13 protein-coding genes are annotated in these 16,663 nt (G+C 61.7%); 7 read left to right on the top strand and 6 right to left on the bottom strand.

All coding sequences use genetic code 11. From position 1 onward, the window contains the following. Positions 1-203: 203 nt before the first annotated feature. Positions 204-1,301 (top strand): carboxynorspermidine decarboxylase, encoded by a 1,098-nt coding sequence (locus DFO46_RS04405; protein WP_120276464.1) that lies wholly within the window; start codon positions 204-206, stop codon positions 1,299-1,301. Positions 1,302-1,351: 50 nt separating this feature from the next. Further along, positions 1,352-2,590: a saccharopine dehydrogenase family protein gene (locus DFO46_RS04400; protein ID WP_120276463.1), complete on the top strand. Its 1,239-nt coding sequence runs from the start codon at positions 1,352-1,354 to the stop codon at positions 2,588-2,590. A 271-nt stretch (positions 2,591-2,861) separates the two neighbouring features. Here DFO46_RS04400 and DFO46_RS04395 read toward each other — a convergent pair whose 3' ends face one another. Further along, positions 2,862-6,011, bottom strand: coding sequence for an autotransporter domain-containing protein (locus DFO46_RS04395; RefSeq protein WP_147412736.1), 3,150 nt, complete (start codon positions 6,009-6,011; stop codon positions 2,862-2,864). A gap of 284 nt (positions 6,012-6,295) precedes the next feature. Between DFO46_RS04395 and DFO46_RS04390 the strand changes: the two genes are divergently transcribed. Together DFO46_RS04390 and DFO46_RS04385 are read left to right on the top strand one after the other, a co-directional pair. Beyond that, positions 6,296-8,398 (top strand): EAL domain-containing protein, encoded by a 2,103-nt coding sequence (locus DFO46_RS04390; protein ID WP_183041837.1) that lies wholly within the window; start codon positions 6,296-6,298, stop codon positions 8,396-8,398. A 111-nt stretch (positions 8,399-8,509) separates the two neighbouring features. After that, entirely contained in the window at positions 8,510-9,025 is a 516-nt protein-coding gene (locus DFO46_RS04385) for a hypothetical protein (RefSeq protein WP_120276460.1), read from the top strand. Positions 9,026-9,044: 19 nt separating this feature from the next. On the opposite strand, the gene DFO46_RS04380 is transcribed toward DFO46_RS04385, so the two are convergent. Together DFO46_RS04380 and DFO46_RS04375 are read right to left on the bottom strand one after the other, a co-directional pair. Beyond that, positions 9,045-10,109, bottom strand: coding sequence for an acyltransferase (locus DFO46_RS04380; RefSeq protein WP_120276459.1), 1,065 nt, complete (start codon positions 10,107-10,109; stop codon positions 9,045-9,047). Between the two features lie 142 nt (positions 10,110-10,251). Next, positions 10,252-11,148 (bottom strand): DMT family transporter, encoded by an 897-nt coding sequence (locus DFO46_RS04375; protein ID WP_120278136.1) that lies wholly within the window; start codon positions 11,146-11,148, stop codon positions 10,252-10,254. Positions 11,149-11,302: 154 nt separating this feature from the next. Here DFO46_RS04375 and DFO46_RS04370 point away from each other — a divergent pair, with 154 nt between their 5' ends. Both DFO46_RS04370 and DFO46_RS04365 read left to right on the top strand, forming a co-directional pair. Beyond that, complete coding sequence (locus DFO46_RS04370) at positions 11,303-12,724, top strand: PLP-dependent aminotransferase family protein (RefSeq protein WP_120276458.1); 1,422 nt, start codon at positions 11,303-11,305, stop codon at positions 12,722-12,724. A gap of 122 nt (positions 12,725-12,846) precedes the next feature. Next, the gene (locus DFO46_RS04365; RefSeq protein ID WP_245422597.1) at positions 12,847-13,143 is read left to right on the top strand and encodes a hypothetical protein; all 297 of its coding nucleotides are present in this window, start codon (positions 12,847-12,849) and stop codon (positions 13,141-13,143) included. A 109-nt stretch (positions 13,144-13,252) separates the two neighbouring features. On the opposite strand, the gene DFO46_RS04360 is transcribed toward DFO46_RS04365, so the two are convergent. Continuing rightward, positions 13,253-13,489: a DUF2798 domain-containing protein gene (locus DFO46_RS04360; RefSeq protein WP_183041836.1), complete on the bottom strand. Its 237-nt coding sequence runs from the start codon at positions 13,487-13,489 to the stop codon at positions 13,253-13,255. A gap of 251 nt (positions 13,490-13,740) precedes the next feature. Further along, positions 13,741-14,325 carry an ATP-dependent Clp protease proteolytic subunit gene (locus tag DFO46_RS04355; RefSeq protein ID WP_062279418.1) on the bottom strand — a complete coding sequence of 195 codons (585 nt, stop codon included), beginning with the start codon at positions 14,323-14,325 and terminating at the stop codon, positions 13,741-13,743. A 184-nt stretch (positions 14,326-14,509) separates the two neighbouring features. On the opposite strand from DFO46_RS04355, the gene DFO46_RS04350 reads away from it, so the two are divergent. Continuing rightward, entirely contained in the window at positions 14,510-15,853 is a 1,344-nt protein-coding gene (locus DFO46_RS04350; protein ID WP_120276455.1) for an HD-GYP domain-containing protein, read from the top strand. A 260-nt stretch (positions 15,854-16,113) separates the two neighbouring features. Here DFO46_RS04350 and DFO46_RS04340 read toward each other — a convergent pair whose 3' ends face one another. Then, on the bottom strand, positions 16,114-16,596 hold the full coding sequence (locus tag DFO46_RS04340; protein WP_210210620.1) for an avidin/streptavidin family protein: 483 nt from the start codon (positions 16,594-16,596) through the stop codon (positions 16,114-16,116). Between the last annotated feature and the right edge of the window lie 67 nt (positions 16,597-16,663).

The raw sequence follows: 16,663 nt of genomic DNA, 5'->3' as shown, positions 1-16,663 counted from the left end.
CGCTGGACGCAGTGCATCCCGGATTTGGCAGGCACCGACCGTCATCTTGGTTTCATCTTCTCGGGCCAAACAGGCGCAATCTGCTGAAACCCCGAGCTTGTGCTTGCCTTTTACCCCCCTTTTGCCTATGGACCCCCTCCGACGCATTCGGGGCGTCCCGTTCACTTCCGCCGGCAACGGCTGGGTTCACGAAGGATAGAGCCTTGATCCAGACCCCTTATTATCTGATCGACAAATCCAAACTGCTCCAGAACATGGAGAAGATCGCCAAATTGCGCGAACTCTCCGGCGCCAAGGCGCTCCTGGCGCTGAAATGTTTCGCCACCTGGTCGGTCTTCGATTTCATGCGCGACTACATGGACGGCACGACGTCGTCGTCGCTCAATGAAGTCCGCCTCGGCCATGAGCGCTTCGGCAAGGAAACCCATGCCTATTCGGTGGCCTATGCCGACTACGAGATCGACGAGGTCGTCTCCCACGCCGACAAGATCATCTTCAACTCGATCGGCCAGCTGACCCGCTTCGAGAAGCAATCCTCCGGCATCATCCGCGGCCTGCGCCTCAATCCCGGCGTCTCCTCCTCGAGCTTCGACCTTGCCGACCCCGCCCGCCCCTTCTCGCGGCTGGGTGAGTGGGATCTGAAAAAGGTCGAGCCGGTCATGGAGCTGATCTCCGGCTTCATGATCCACAACAACTGCGAAAACGGCGATTTCGATCTTTTCGACAAAATGCTCGGCGACATCGAACAGAAGTTCGCCCCCCTCCTGAAGAAGGCCGACTGGGTCAGCCTAGGCGGCGGCATCCATTTCACCGGCGAGAACTATCCGCTCGAAAAATTCGCCGAGCGCCTGAAGCGCTTCTCCGGCGAGTTCGGCGTCCAGGTCTATCTGGAGCCCGGCGAAGCCTCGATCACCAAGTCGACCACGCTCGAAGTCACCGTGCTCGACAGACTTTACAACGGCAAGGATCTTGTCGTGGTGGATTCGTCCATCGAAGCGCATCTCCTCGATCTCCTGATCTACCGGGAAAGCGCGAAGGTCCACCCCAACCAGGGACCGCACCGGTACCAGGTCTGCGGCAAGTCCTGCCTCGCGGGCGATATCTTCGGCGAGTTCAATTTCGAAAACGAATTGAACATCGGCGACCGCATCTCGCTGCAGGACACCGCCGGCTACACGATGGTCAAGAAAAACTGGTTTAACGGCGTGCAAATGCCGGCAATCGCCATCCGCGAACTGGATGGCAGCCTCAGGACGGTCCGTGAATTCGACTACACGGACTACGAAACAAGCCTGTCCTGAACTCCCTCAGGAACAGGTTCTGACGATTGGACATAGGAGTTGGTCCCATAATGAAAAAGAACGTGCTCATCATCGGCGCCGGCGGCGTCGCCCAGGTGGTCGCCCACAAGTGCGCGCAGAACAACGACGTGCTCGGCGACATCCATATCGCCTCGCGCACCAAGGCGAAGTGCGACGCCATCATCGCTTCGGTTCATGAAAAGAAGGCGATGAAGCAGGAAGGCGTCCTTGAAGCCCACGCGCTCGACGCCCTCGACATCGAAGCCACCAAGGCCCTGATCAAGAAGCTCGGCGCGCAAATCGTCATCAATGTCGGCACCGCCTTCCTCAACATGTCGGTGCTGCGCGCCTGCATGGACACCGGCGTCGCCTACATCGACACCGCGATCCATGAAGAGCCGAACAAGATCTGCGAAACCCCGCCGTGGTATGGAAACTACGAGTGGAAGCGTGCGGAAGAATGCGCTGAAAAGGGCATCACCGCCATTCTCGGCGCCGGCTTCGATCCGGGCGTGGTCAATGCTTATGCCAAGCTCGCCAAGGACGAATATCTCGACAAGGTGACCGACGTCGACATCGTCGACATCAATGCCGGCAGCCATGGCAAATACTTCGCCACCAACTTCGACCCGGAAATCAACTTCCGCGAATTCACCGGCGTCGTCTATTCCTGGCAGGGCGGCGAATGGAAGGTCAACAAGATGTTCGAGATCGGCAAGGACTACGACCTGCCGGTCGTCGGCACGCGTCGCGCCTATCTCTGCGGCCATGACGAAGTGCACTCATTGGCCAAGAACATGGACGGCGCCGACGTGCGCTTCTGGATGGGTTTTGGCGATCACTACATCAACGTCTTCACCGTCCTGAAGTCGATCGGCCTGCTCTCCGAACAGCCGGTCAAGCTCGCCGACGGCTCCGAAGTGGTCCCCCTCAAGGTCGTCAAGGCCTGCCTGCCGGATCCTGCCTCGCTTGCCCCGAACTACGAAGGCAAGACCTGCATCGGTGACTACGTCAAGGGTTTGAAGGACGGCAAGGAAAAGACCGTCTTCATTTACAACGTCGCCGACCACAAGGAAGCCTATAACGAAGTGGGCAGCCAGGGCATCTCCTACACCGCCGGCGTCCCCCCGGTCGCAGCCGCCATGCTGGTCGCGTCAGGCGAATGGGACGTCAAGAAGATGGCCAACGTCGAAGAACTGCCGCCGAAGCCCTTCATCAACCTCCTGAACAAGATCGGCCTGCCGACCCGCATTCAGGACGAGGACGGCGATCGGGCTGTGGAGTTCTGAGAGCGCGGTTGAGCGCTTGAGGATTGAGGGAAATGCGGACCCCGCCGGAGAGAACTGGCGGGGTTTTCCGTTGGCCCAGAAGCCAACCGTCGTCATCCTCGGGCGAAGTCCCGAGGATCTACTGCCGCCAGCGGCAGCCGGCGAGATCGAAGGCGGTGACGCCGCAGCAGATGCTTGGCACAAAGCTGGGCAGGACAAAGCAGAGCGATCAGGCGCCGAAACGTGACATCCGAGACCATGCTCACCAGCAAGGGATTAAGGCCGTCGCCGCTCAGAAGGCCACTTGCAGCCCGGCCTTCACCGACTGCCGAGTGTCACCGCTCGCAAGCTGAGCACTATAATTGATATCGAATGTCGCACCCTCGGCAATCTGTGTTGCAAGTCCCAATTTAATCATGCCGGAATGACGCGCGCTTTGACTGCCCTGCACCGTGAAATCACTGCCGCCATCAAAGGCCAGGGTAGCGCTGGCGCGGTCGTCGCCGAGCATCTGGTTCCAGCCCAACGCACCGTAAAGGCGGATTGCCCGCTCGCCGACAGTCAGGTTGTGATCGAAGCGGATGCCGAGCGAGGTTTGGGCTAGAAGATCCTCATCCGCCTGCCCGCTTAAGGCTGCAAACCCGCCGGTTTCCGAAAAAGCGTTTTGGCGCCCGTAGATCACCGCAGCGCCCACGAAAGGCTGCACCGCGATATCGTTGAGCGCAATTTCGGTGGACAGTTCCCCGAAGGCCTGGAGAGTGTCGCCACTATAGTTGGCGACCAGGCGCTCGGCGAGCGACGAGAAGGCGACACTGCGGTTCGTGTCGATCTCGTGTCTCGCGTAGACGCCACCGAACCGCAGAGCTATGTTGTTGGCCTGCAAGGCGCCATAGGCGCCGAGATATACGCTTTCGACATCCGCCTCAGCGGGCGCCTCCGAAAGGTCCATCGACAGATGATCATATCCCGCGAGAATGCCGAGTGTCATACTGCCGCTCTGATAAAGATCCCCGCCGAAGGTAACGCCCCCGCCCTGAATGCTCCCGCCGCTGGCCACCTCGTCGGTCCGCCAGCGATTTGACGTACCATGGGCCACGGTCCAGAAGCGCCCGCGCCCAGGATCGGCGAGTGTTTGCAACACGCTGTCGCGCTGTGCTGCACCGCTGTCTATCAGCCCCTGGCCAATCGACGCGTGGATCTCGCCCGAAAGCGCGCGCAAGGCACGACTGCGCTCCGCATCCGTCACCCCCAGCAACGCGTCCGTGACCTGCCCGTTCGGAAGGCTGTCCAACGCTGAGCCCACCTCCTGCTCGTTCGGCGTACCGGCTGAATCGCTGAATGACAGTCGCGTCAGCGTCAGGTAGATATTGTTCGCGTCATAGGAAAGAGCGGAGTCTAGGAAGGCGAAGCTATCGCTGACCGAACCAAAGGTGCCATTGACGCCGCCGGATGCCGTGGCAATTCGAAAGGTGATGGGTGAGGCATAATCAATACCTGTATCCACCCCATTCTCCGGACCGACCAGCACGTTGGCACCGCTTGAGACCGTGAGCACGCCGCCGACATCCATCAAGTCGGCATGACCGAGGCCATCCACCTCCACATCATAAACTGAGCCTGCAGCAAAAGTGGCATTGCCGACGATATTGAGAGTTCCAATGGAATTTCCCGGCGCGATTGTCGCACCGTCGAGCGCATCAAAAGACCCGACAATGCCGGCGCCTCCGAGCCTTGCCCCATCATGGATCGTGACCGGACCGTCGAGGCTGCCGTTCACCGAAAGCAGCCCCTCCTGCACCTCTGTCCCGCCGGTAAAGGTCCCGACACCAGTCCAGTTGAGGCGTCCGGCACCAGTTTTCACCAGACCACCGCTTCCGGACATGTCGGAGGCATAGGTACCGGAGGAGAGTTCATTGAATGTAACCAAGGCAGTGTTGACCACATCGCCCTGAAGTCCAAGCGCATCGGTCAGCAACCCTCCCCCGAACACTTCGAAAGTTCCGGAAAACGCGTTGGTCCCTGACAACGTAAGCAAACCATTGCCAAGTTTGGTAAATACGCCGCTCCCCGAGAGCGTTCCGGAATACGTGTCGTCCCGCGAACCGAGGTCGAAAACGACTGAGGCGTTGTTCTGAATGTCGCCGTTGGCATTAGATGTCTGGATAACGAGGGAACCGTCATCAATCCTTGCATTGCCCCAAATGGATGATGTTTGTCCGAAAGTGAGCGTCCCTCCACCTGCCTTGATGAGTTCCCCGCCAAAGGACGAATAGACAGAGCCATCGAATTGACTGCTTGCCCCGCCGGCCCCAACTGTCAGATCCGCGCGTGTCACAATCGCGCCATCGCCACTCAGCTCGCCGAAGCGCACGTCGCTATTTGCGCCGAAGAACCCGTCAATCTCGACAGGCACGCCGCCGTTGAATACCGAGCTGCTGTTAACAGTAAGCCTGGCCCCATCCGCCACAATCACGCCTGCGGCAGAAACCAAGCTTCCGCCCCAGGTAGATGTTCCTGTAAAAATCAGATCGTTTGCGGTTTCAAAGGCCCCGTCAAACGTGCCGCCATCGATTGTAATGTCTCCAACGCCTCGGATAGTACCTGACCCTGTAAGATTTCGCAGCGTCAGGTCAGTCACACCAAACTGCAGCTCAGCTCCGGCCCCCACGGAAATCGAAGAAAGGTTCGCAATTGAGTCAGCGATTGTGTCGACAATCTGCGTTTGCTCCAGGTTAAAAAACGAACCGTCCGTGACCTGCAACCGGTTCACATTGGTTAATACCCCGCCGAGCGACGCAGCCGTAGTAGAGCCATAGTTGTTGATAGTTAAAACGTCGACATTACGAATTTCTCCATCGAACGATGCGCCATTGAGGGTCATGGACCTCCCGCTGCCATCGAGAATACCAGCGCCAGTCAAGTTGCTGAGGGAATGAAAAAGTACACCGGATGGCCCAAGGACTACACTTGCTCCTGAATCGATCTGGACTGCACCGAACGGCGAAACAACACGCAAGGAATCCTTGAAAATGACTGTTCCACCGGCAACCGTCATGCTTGAGCGCGGCGGAAAAGGCGGAGACCCGCCGTTGAACGTTGCATTTTCAAAGACCAGCGTCCCCTGGTCGACAGCAGATCCTAAGGTAAGATCGTATCCCAGACCCAGGCTTACAGATGGAACGTTCAAGATTGACGAGGTCGTGGCCGAAAGCCTACCGACGCCGCCGCGGTCAAAGACAAGCGTGCCGGTAAGCGTGGCTTCCGTGTCGACAGTTCCGAACCTGAGCGAGCTGTTCAAGAAGATATAATTGCTGCCATATTCAGTTCCCGTATAAATGGTCGTTGGCGTCGTGATATCCACGGCCCAAAGCGGGTCTGCTTGCAAGACTGTTGCTCCAGCAAGAGCCGCAAAAAATGCTTTTGATTTCATAATCTTGCACAATTTCTTCGATTGACAGCGGAAGGCGCAGGCATATCGAGAAGTTACAGTCGCAACCTACCCGAAGCACGTCCAAAAGCTGCAGGTACATCGCGATCAGCCACGGCGTCCTGGCTCCAGGGAACCGCTCAGCCGACGCACCACCAACCCAAAACCCCGCAGCCCCCATCAACACCATTCCGAAAGCATTTCCTGATAAACCAATCCCTGCAGCGCTCTTTGCGGACATGATGTCACCTGCCGTCCTTGCGGATATGCAATGGTCACCCAAAACTCTGGTTGTCCCGATGGCAGTGGAAATTCGGTCGCCCCGTCAGGCGCGGCAGGTCGTGTTGGCGGCCATCAGTGTGCTGGCGATCCTGGCCGCGATCGCGGCTCTGTCGGCCCATGTCGTCGTCACCATGCGGGATGCCGCCAACGGCATCGATGAAAAACGCTCGCTGGATGCCGTGGCCTCCGCCGTCTCGTCGATCAAGAAACGCATGGCGGTCACCACCCGCGACAATGCCATCTGGGACGATGCCTATACGGCGATGGGCTCGCCCGACACCCAGACCTGGATCCACGAAAACTGGGGCACGACCAGCGAAGACTACCCGCTTTACGACGGCGTCGTGGTGCTCGACCCTGACGGGCGGAAGGTGTCGGCCTATGTGAAGGGCATGACCTTCGATGCGCTGACGGCCTTCGGGCCGAATCTTGTCCGCCAGTCGCTCGATGCCGCCAAATCGCCCTCGACCAATGCCCGTGTCGGTTTCTTTTTACTATCCGGCCAGGTCACCATGGTCAGCACGCTCGCCATCCAGCCCTATTATGGCAAGGCTCAGACCCCATTCTACACCCTCACCTACTTCAAGGGGCTCACCCCGGATTATATCGCCGGCATCGCCGACGATTTTCAGGTGAAGGGACTTTCGATCCACAAGGACCGGATACCCGGCCAGCTCGATTATCCGATCATCGACACGAACGGCCAGCCGCTCGCCTATCTCACCTGGCCGAAACTCGATCCCGGCACGGCGATCTATGAGCGGGTTTTCCCGCAACTGATCACCCTGGCCGTTCTGTTTGCCATTTTCGTGTTCCTGGTGATCGATCATTCGCGCTCGGAACTGCGCCGCGAAAGCGCGCGTGCGGCCGAAGCCACGCGCGACGCCACCCACGACCATCTGACAGGCCTGCTCAACCGTGCCGGCTTCATTCATGCCATTTCAGGCGCGCCCGCAGGCAGCATCGTCCACCTCATCGACCTCGACGGTTTCAAGGCCGTCAACGACGCCTGGGGCCATGCCGTGGGCGACAAGCTCATCCGCATGGTCGGCGAAACGCTCGAAACGGTGGATGACAGGGTCTCTGCGATCGCCCGCATGGGCGGCGACGAATTCGCCCTGATCCATCCCGACGATGTCGATGCGAACAAGGTCGGCGCCCGCATCGTGCATCTGCTGAAGCAGCCTTTCGCCATCGACGGTCGCACCGTCGAGGTCGGCGCCAGTGTCGGTTTCACCAGCCTACCGGCCGAGACGGCCCCGCTCGAAGTCGTCCGCCGCGCCGATGTCGCGCTCTATCACGCCAAGGAAAGCGGTCGCGGGCAGACGGCAGCCTACAGCGCCGAACTCGACCTCGAGCGGGAGAACCTCGCCTTGGCCGAACAGCGCCTGAAGGCAGCCATCGCCAATGACGAGATCGAAGTGGTCTTCCAGCCGCTGACATCGGCCGTCTCCGGCGCGATACTGGGCGTCGAGGCGCTGGCCCGATGGATGCCGCCGACCGGCCCGGTCAGTCCCGATATCTTCATTCCGCTCGCCGAACGATCCGGCCTCATCGACCAGCTGTCGCAAAAGGTCTTCGAAACAGCCATGCGCGCGGTCGCCGACTGGCCGCATCTCGACCTGTCGCTCAACGTATCACCCCTGCAACTGTGCAATCCGAATTTCGCCGACGAGATGAAGGATCTCCTGTCGCGGCTGGCCTTCGATCCCCGCCGCCTCATTCTCGAGGTGACGGAAGGCGTGTTTATCTCCAAGCCCGACCGGGCGCGGCGTTCGATCACCGCGCTGCATGCCATCGGCGCGCGCTTCGCCATGGATGATTTCGGCACCGGCCATGCCAGCATCGGCACGCTGCGCCAGTTCGGCTTCGACAAGGTCAAGATCGACCGATCCCTGATCTCGGGCGGCAATGATGCGATCCTGAAAGCCACCATCCAGCTCGCCGCCGCCCTCGACATTCCCGTCACCGCCGAAGGCATCGAGACGGACGCCCAGGCCCGTTTCGCCCGCGAAGCCGGCTGCGAACTGCTGCAGGGTTATCTGATCGGCAAACCCATGTCGCTTGCCCGGTTGCGCGAAAGGCTGGAGCCCGCCACCCCCGCAGCCAAGCGGGCCTGATGGCGCCCTGAAACATGGGAGCCTACCCGTTCCCGGCGCCCCCTTGGCGCTATCCACCCCGCCCCTACCATGCTAGGAGGCCCGCACGCCTCCACATGAGCCCGAGACCCCATGCCCCCTGCGCTTTACACCGACCTCACCGCCGCCCTCCGACCGCTCCTCGCCGAGCTTCTGGAAACCCCTGACCTCTTCCAGACCTGGGATGCCCATCTGGAACTCGTCGCAGCCGGCGGGCGGGTGGTGTTGAAATCCAAGCGGGCCAAGGGACTGGTCGACAGCCTCTTCTGGGGTCGCGCGCCCAAGGCAACGGAGAACAAGCAGTTGCCGCAGGCCACCGCCTTTGCCGCCATCGACCGGTTCCTCGGTTTGAAGGCCCATCTGGCGCTGTCGGATGCCCTGCCCGAAGGCGCAGTGCTCGATGAAGCCTACCCCCATTGCGCGGTCAAATTTTCCTATCGCAAGAAGGGTGCGCCGAAGGCAAAGGCACTCTCGATGATCTTCATCGGCTTCAATGACGACGCCGATGCGCTGGCCTATGCGCTAGCCTATGCCGAAAGCGCCGGAGGCAGCCTGCCGCTCGTCACCACCCGGCCGCTCATGGGCACCAAGCTGCACGAATGGCGCTGAAGCCGACCTGAATTTCGGTTCATTCCCCCGCGACCGCGCCCGGCCGCCTGCGCCACAACACATCATCGAGCTTCGTCTGCAACCCGAGGAAACGGGCAATGCCGATCCGGTTTGCGATCACCTGCGCAGTGAGCGGCACCACGACGGCGAATGCGATGCAGCCGAGGATGACCGCCGTCAGGTCAAGATGCAGCAGCTTCAGCCCGACCGCCCGGAAGGTCGCGATGACCAGGATATGCATGACGTAAATGCCCATGGTGCAACGCCCGAGAATGACGAGCGGGCGGCGCAGCGGCGAATGGGCAAGAAGCGTCGACAGCATGAAGAAGGCGACGAGCCCGCACAGCGTGCCCACCGTCGCAAGCCGCACATCGAGCGCATAGCGATAGGCAATGCTGGCCGAGAGCACGAAGCCGGCGGTCGCCAGCCCCAGCGTCACGGCCGAGCGCAGCGGCCCGGCCAGCCGCTCGGCAAAGACCAATCGGCCGAGCGAGAAATAGACCAGCCCAAAGGCCAGATCGCCGATCACCGCCGGCAATGGCAGCGGATGCACGACCAGCATCAGCAGGAAGGCAAGAAGCGCCACCACCCGCGCCGAAAACCTCTGCAACAGGTAGCTCGCGGCAAAGGCCATGAACAGCGCGTAGAGAAACCAGAAGGGCGAGACCGGATTCCAGCCGATCGAGGCGAGGCGGCCAAGGCTCGCCTCGTGATTGACCATGCCCGACCCGCTCATGATCGCCTGGGCGGCAAGATGCACCGTCGACCAGAGAACATAGGGCCAGGCCAGGGTCACGAGCTTCGGCTTCCAGAATGACCGCCCTGCACCATCGGACGCCGTCTCCCGGAGACCGACGTCGCGCGCCGCCTGCGCCCTTTGCCGCCCGGCCTCGTAGAGAAAGCCGGAAACCACGAAGAAGACCGGCATATGCACGGTATAGACGAGGTAGTCGACATACCCCCAGACGCCGTCGAAGGAGACGAGCCCGGCCACCTGCAAGCCACGCATCACATGGCCATAGACCACCAAGAGAATGGCGATGCCTTTGGCGATGTCCAGCCCGTCGAGCCTCTTGGTCTGCATGGCGCATGTCTCGCGTGGCGAATATGAAGCCGAGCTTGCGCATGCCCGGCATCAGCGGGTCAAGTTAAACGCTTGATTAACCTTAATCCGCAGCCGCCTCGTCCCGGTCAGGGCATCCCGCGAAACCCACCTTGCGGCAGCCTCACCGCCCGTAACGCCGCGCTCCCGCCACACAGGCGACCACCGCCAGCGTCGCCAACCCCATGCCCCAGCTCACCTGCTCGCCGAGCAGAAGGGCCGCCAGCGCCAGGCCGAAAAACGGCTGCAACAGCTGCAACTGCCCGACGGCTGCAATCCCGCCCAGCGCCAGGCCGCGATACCAGAAGACGAAGCCGATCAGCATGGAAAACAGCGAGACATAGGCAAGCCCCAGCCACTGCCCTGTCGTCACATCCGCCACCGTGTCCGGCCGCAGCACCCATGTCAGCACCAGCATCACCGGCAGCGCCAGCACCAGCGCCCAGGCGATCACGGCAAAACCGCCCATCTGCCGCGTCAGCCGCCCGCCCTCGGCATAACCCAGCCCGCAGACCAGGATGGCCGCAATCATCAGCAGGTCCCCGGTCAGCGAAGCCGGCCCGCCATTCGTCACCGCGAAACCGACGACAACAAGACTGCCGAAAAGCGAAAACATCCAGAACACCGGCTTCGGTCGTTCCGACCCGCGCAACACGCCGAAGACGGCGGTCGACAACGGCAAAAGCCCGATGAACACCAGCGACTGCGCAGACGTGATGTGCTGCAGCGCCAGCGCCGTCAAGAGCGGAAAACCGACCACGACCCCGAGCGCGATGACGACAAGAGACAACACGTCCCCCCGCCCCGGCCGCCGGGTCTTCAGCGCCAACAGCACGGCGAGTGCCAGAAGCCCGGCGATCGCCGCCCGCGCTGCGGTCAGGAAGACGGGGTCGAAACCCTGCACGGCGATCCGCGTCGCCGGCAGCGAGGCCGAGAAGATCAGCATGCCCAGCGCCCCGTTCAAAAATCCCCGCGTCGTCGTATTAAGCGTCGTCCTGTCGAGCGTGCCCTTGCCCGCCATCACCTTGTCCATGCCCGTATCTTCCTTGTCCTCAACTGTCGCGCCTGCCGCTTGCCGGCGGGCGCCGGTCGGACCCTAGCGACGGGCCACTCGACTTGGCAGACACGGATCGATACACTTTCACCAAACTGTATTGATAACGAGAGCCATACAGATGAACGCCCTCCCCGTTGAAGCCCCTGCCGCAGCAGAGGCAACCAATGCCGGCCGCACCGCTCATGTGATCGCCGCGATCCGCGCCCGCATCGCCACGCGCAGCCTCGGGCCCGGCGCCAAACTCCCCTCGATCCGCAAGGGGGCCGACCTCTTCGACGTCTCGCCCTCCACCATGGTCGAGGCCTATGAGCGTCTCGCGGCAGACGGCGTCATTGAGGCCCGGCCCGGTTCCGGCTTCTACGTGCTCTCGTCTCCGGCGCCGCTGGTGCTGGCCGATCTCGGCCCTCGTCTCGACCGCGCCGTGGATCCCTTCTGGGTCACCCGCCAGTCCCTGGAGGCACCGGCCGAGAGCCTGAAGCCCGGTTGCGGCTGGATGCCTCCCGACTGGATGCCGGAACAGGATCTGCGCCGGGCGCTGCGCAGCCTGGCGCGCACCGGAGCCACCAGCCTCACCGACTACGGCACGCCACTCGGCCTGCTGCCGCTTCGCCAGCATCTGACCCGCCGCATGGCCGAAACCGGCATCGAGGCCAGCCCGTCCCAGGTCCTTCTCGTCGAAAGCGGCACCCAGGCGATCGATCTCGTTTGCCGCTTCCTGCTGGAGCCCGGCGATTGCGTCCTGGTCGACGATCCCTGCTACTTCAATTTCCTCGCTCTGTTGCGCGCCCACAGGGCAAAGATCGTCGGCATCCCCTTCACGCCATCGGGTCCGGATCTCGACGCCTTTGCCGAAGCCGTCGCCACCCATCGCCCACGCCTCTATGTGACCAATTCCGCGTTTCACAACCCGACGGGCGCCACACTTTCGGCCGCAACCGCCCACCGGCTGATGAAGATTGCCGAGGCGGCCGATCTCACCATCGTCGAGGACGACATCTTCTGCGATTTCGAGCAGCAGCCCGCACCCCGCCTCGCCGCCCTCGACGGTCTGCAACGCGTCATCCATGTCGGCAGTTTTTCCAAGACGCTCTCCGCCGCCACGCGCATCGGCTATATCGCCGCGCGACCGGACTGGATCGACGGCCTGACGGATCTGAAGATCGCCTCCTCCTTCGCCGGCCCCGCACTGGCGGCCGAACTGGTCCTCTCGGTGCTGAAGGATGGAAGCTACCGCCGCCATCTCCAGGCCATGCGCAGCAGGCTCGCCGCTGCCATGGGCGAAACCCGCAGGCGCCTCGCCCGCCTCGGCATCGCCCCCTTTATCGAGCCGCGCGGAGGCCTGTTTCTCTGGTGCACCTTGCCGGACGGCCATGACGCCACGGACGTCGCGCGCCTAGCACTTGCCGACGGCGTCGTACTCGCCCCCGGCAATGTCTTCTCTGTCTCCCAGAACGCCCCATCAATGATGCGCTTCAATGCGGCCCAATGCGCCGATCCGCGGGTCTTCACGGTGCTAGAGCGGGCACTGTGTCGCGCTTGAGTGCTCTCCCAAGCGCCTCATGCGGTTTCTGAAGCCGGCTTTCAGGGTCGCGCCGCGTCGGAACCTTTGCGTCTCCACCGCATTTCTGTGCGACAGAACTGAGGAGACCACCCATGTCCATCATGAAATCCGCCCTCGCCCTGACGATGCTCGTCACCAGCGCCGCTTTCGTCGCGCCCGCCTCGGCTCAGGATGTCGAGCTGCGCATCGGACCGAACGGCATCCGCCCGGTGATCCGCGAGCGCGAGCGTGATCGCGGCTGCAGTGCGCGTGAGGCCCGCGAAGCCGCTTTGGACGAAGGCCTGCGCCGTCCGCAGGTGGTCCGCATCACCGATCGCAGCGTGACCGTTGAAGGCTTCACCCGTCGTGGCCCCGAGCGCATCCGCTTCGCCAATCGTCGTGGCTGCCCGCTTATCTGATCCCACGGCCTGTTATCCTGGCATGTGATCCAGAGCGACCCGATCAGGGTCGCGCCCTTCAAAAACGCGATCCCCGGTTGCCCGCGGATCGCTTTTTTTATGACTTGGGTCACACCCGTGCGGGAAGCCCCGCCAATCTCTGCGCGATGGCCCGCACCGGTTTGCCGATCAGCATGGCAAGAATAAAACCGAGCGGCCAGCCGAGTGCAAAGCTCCCTGCCCAGGCAGACAGAAAGTCCGGCGCGCCTCCCAGGGCAAGGAAGGTGAACAGGCCGGAAAAGAACAACGACATTGCAAACGACATGATCAGGGCCGTCAAGACGCCGAATTTGAAGGAAGAAGACATGGTAGGCTCTCCGTGGCTGCGGGCAGAGAGCGCACATGCGCGACACCTGCCCGATGGTTTCGGGTTCAAGTGCCGTGGGTTCATCAAAACATGGCCCGCATCAGCGGTGCCCGGCGACCGGACGGGCTAAGCCTCTTTTCGACGCCTTCAGGTTAGCACCGGCGCAGATCGGTATCAATCTCCCGCCTCGGATACAAAAAACCCGCCGGATCGCTCCGACGGGTCTCAAACTCTGTGCCAAGGAAAGCCAATCAGCCGATGTCGGCATGGCTTTCGATGATGCGGCCGACCAGGCCATAGGTGACGGCATCTTCGGCCGACAGCCAGTAGTCGCGGTCGATGTCCTTGGCGATCTTTTCCTGGCTCTGGCCGGTGGCCTTCGCATAGATCTTGATCAGGCGCTCGTTCATCTTGATGATCTCGCGGGCCTGGATCTCGATGTCGGATGCCATGCCGCGCGTGCCGCCGGACGGCTGGTGCATCAGGAAGCGGGTATTCGGCAGCGCCAGACGGCGTTCCTTCGGAACGGCGACGAAAATCAGCGAGCCGGCAGAAGCGGCCCAGCCCGTCGCGATGATCCAGACCTTCGGCTTGATGAACTTGATCATGTCGTGGATCGCGTCACCGGCTTCCACATGGCCGCCCGGCGAGCAGACGAACACGCGGATGTCTTCATCCGATGCGGCGGCAAGCGCGACGAGCTGCGTGCAGACCTTCTGCGCCAGCTCCATGGTGATCCCGCCATAGATGAAGATCGAACGCGACTTGAAGAGGTTCGCTTCCGTTTCCTTGCCGATCGGCAGTTCCTTGCTCTTGTCGTCTTCGTCTTCGTTCATCACAGGGGACAGTCCTCGTTGGTTTGGCTCATCCGCACATAGTGCGTCTCATGGCTTAAGACAATGCGGGAAAAAGACAAGCATGGAAGCGATGAACAGGAGGTTGACGACCGGGCTGGCGGACACGCATTCAACACGCGTTCTTAATATTAGCGCATTAGCCTCTCCCGCAGCAGGAGATGCCATGACTGAAACCATCCGACTCGCCGAACTGATCGAGGCCCTCAGCCATGCGCTCGACATGACCGAAGGCCAGCCTGCCGGCCATTGCGTCCGCTGCTGCTTCATCGGCACGCGCATCGGCAAGGCGCTCGGTCTGTCCGAGGAGGCCCTGCGCGATCTCTATTACACGCTGCTCCTCAAGGATCTTGGCTGCTCGTCGAATGCCGCCCGTATCTGCGAGCTCTATCTGGCCGACGACCTGAAGTTCAAACGCGACTTCAAACGGATCGACGGCTCCTTCCCGCAGATCCTGAAATTCGTGCTGTCGCACACCGGCATGGAGGCGGGCCTTGCCGAACGCTTTCGCGGTATCCTCAACATCTTCAAGAACGGCGGCGAGATCTCGACCAGCCTCATCCAGACCCGCTGCCAGCGCGGCGCGGACATCGCCCGCCAGATGCGGTTTTCGGAGGACGTCGCGAAAGGCATCCTCGATCTCGACGAACATGTCGATGGCGGCGGCAAGCCCCAAGGGTTGAAGGGCGAGCAGATCCATCTCTTTGCCCGCATCGCCCTGATGGCCCAGGTCATCGACGTCTTCTTCGTCCATGAGGGCGGCGAGGCAGCGCTCACGGAAGTGAGGAAACGGGCCGGCAGCTGGTTCGATCCGCAGCTGGTCGACGTCTTCGAAAAGCTCGCGACACCGGTCTTCTTTGCCCAACTCGGCGCCGACGGTCTGGAGCGCTATGTGCTTGCCCTGGAGCCGGGTCGCCACGCGATCATGGCCGACGAGGAATACCTCGACGACATCGCTGCAGGCTTTGCCCGCGTCATTGATGCCAAAAGCCCCTACACCTCGGGCCACAGCGACCGCGTCGCCCTCTTCACCGATCTCATCGCCGAGGAACTCGGCATTGCCTCCGCCGAACGCCGCCGGCTGAAGCGGGCGGCCCTGCTGCACGATATCGGCAAGCTCGGCGTCTCCAACAGCGTGCTCGACAAGCCGGGCCGTCTTGAAGGCTTGGAATGGGAGCAGATGAAGCGCCATGCCGAATATTCGGAGACGATCCTGTCACGCATCGCAGCCTTCTCCGATCTCGCTCTGATCGGCGGCGCGCACCACGAAAAGCTCGATGGCTCCGGCTATCCGCGTGGGCTGAAAGGCGAGCAGATCTCCTTCGAGACCCGCATCGTCGCCACGGCCGATGTTTTCGATGCCCTGACCGCCGAGCGTCCTTACCGTGCCGCGATGCCGGTCGAAAAAGCGCTCGCGATCCTCTGGGAAGGCGCAGGCCGTCACCACGACGAAGCGTGCATCACAGCGCTTGAGCGGGCCCTGGCAAAGGCAGAATTGAAGGCGGCGTGAACGCCGCCCCTATCTCAATCGTGCGGCTCTCACTTCTCGAGAAGCGATTGCTGCACGGTCTGCGGCGGGTAGGTAAAGAGGTTCTTCCCGCTCTGGATCCGGCCGGCACCGTTGCTGCCCAAATAGGCAAGGTTCCATTGGGTCACGATCTGGATCGTATTGCCATTTGAAACCTGCGCATAACCCGCCCAACCGGTGGCAAGAGAGGACCTAAATGCCAACTGACCGTTGAGACGCTATTTAGGTAATTCCCGCCTCACCTAATCGATCTCTATCTGCGACTGAAGGCCGGTTGTGACCTGCAGAGTGAAGAGGTCGCTACCGGTCTGCGGCATCGGCTTGCGCGCACCGATCGGGGCGAGCGTCGAGCGCCGTTGCCATTTCGCGACTATTTCCAGACCGCCATTGCGCGACGGCTGCATATGGCCGTGCCACTCGGTCTCGGTCAGGCAATCCGCAACCCCGTTGCGCCACCTGACATGGAAGTCCACCGCCTCCCCGAACATATGCCCGCTCAGATCGTAAGGGATCCCGCGACAGCCCTTACCCGGTGCATTGTTGACGAAATAGCCGCGCAATTCGCCATCCTGTCCGAGGTCCAGCACCATGATCGAACCATGCCTGTTGACCCAGGTCGTGGTTCCGGAAAAGGCCGGCAAGACTGGCTTGGTCTCGCCCGCTGGCGCAGCATGAGGAACAGTCGGCCAGAGACACGTCGCAAGCAGAAATGCAGCCACCCTCACGTCAACCTCCCGGACCATGCAGATATGCTACATCAACATATGGTTGCTTAAGGTTCTCTAAATAGGA

This window comes from Rhizobium sp. AG855 (assembly GCF_003610655.1).
GTDB lineage: Bacteria > Pseudomonadota > Alphaproteobacteria > Rhizobiales > Rhizobiaceae > Allorhizobium > Allorhizobium wuzhouense.
This window is presented reverse-complemented; position numbering and strand designations above follow the sequence as displayed.

Bases quoted from the DNA above. Each gene is read 5' to 3' on its own strand.
- DFO46_RS04400 (WP_120276463.1), top strand. From the start codon at position 1,352: ATGAAAAAGAACGTGCTCATCATCGGCGCCGGCGGCGTCGCCCAGGTG.
- DFO46_RS04350 (WP_120276455.1), top strand. From the start codon at position 14,510: ATGACTGAAACCATCCGACTCGCCGAACTGATCGAGGCCCTCAGCCAT.
- DFO46_RS04385 (WP_120276460.1), top strand. From the start codon at position 8,510: ATGCCCCCTGCGCTTTACACCGACCTCACCGCCGCCCTCCGACCGCTC.
- DFO46_RS04360 (WP_183041836.1), bottom strand. From the start codon at position 13,489: ATGTCTTCTTCCTTCAAATTCGGCGTCTTGACGGCCCTGATCATGTCG.
- DFO46_RS04365 (WP_245422597.1), top strand. From the start codon at position 12,847: ATGAAATCCGCCCTCGCCCTGACGATGCTCGTCACCAGCGCCGCTTTC.
- DFO46_RS04375 (WP_120278136.1), bottom strand. From the start codon at position 11,148: ATGGCGGGCAAGGGCACGCTCGACAGGACGACGCTTAATACGACGACG.
- DFO46_RS04370 (WP_120276458.1), top strand. From the start codon at position 11,303: ATGAACGCCCTCCCCGTTGAAGCCCCTGCCGCAGCAGAGGCAACCAAT.
- DFO46_RS04390 (WP_183041837.1), top strand. From the start codon at position 6,296: ATGGCAGTGGAAATTCGGTCGCCCCGTCAGGCGCGGCAGGTCGTGTTG.
- DFO46_RS04380 (WP_120276459.1), bottom strand. From the start codon at position 10,109: ATGCAGACCAAGAGGCTCGACGGGCTGGACATCGCCAAAGGCATCGCC.
- DFO46_RS04355 (WP_062279418.1), bottom strand. From the start codon at position 14,325: ATGAACGAAGACGAAGACGACAAGAGCAAGGAACTGCCGATCGGCAAG.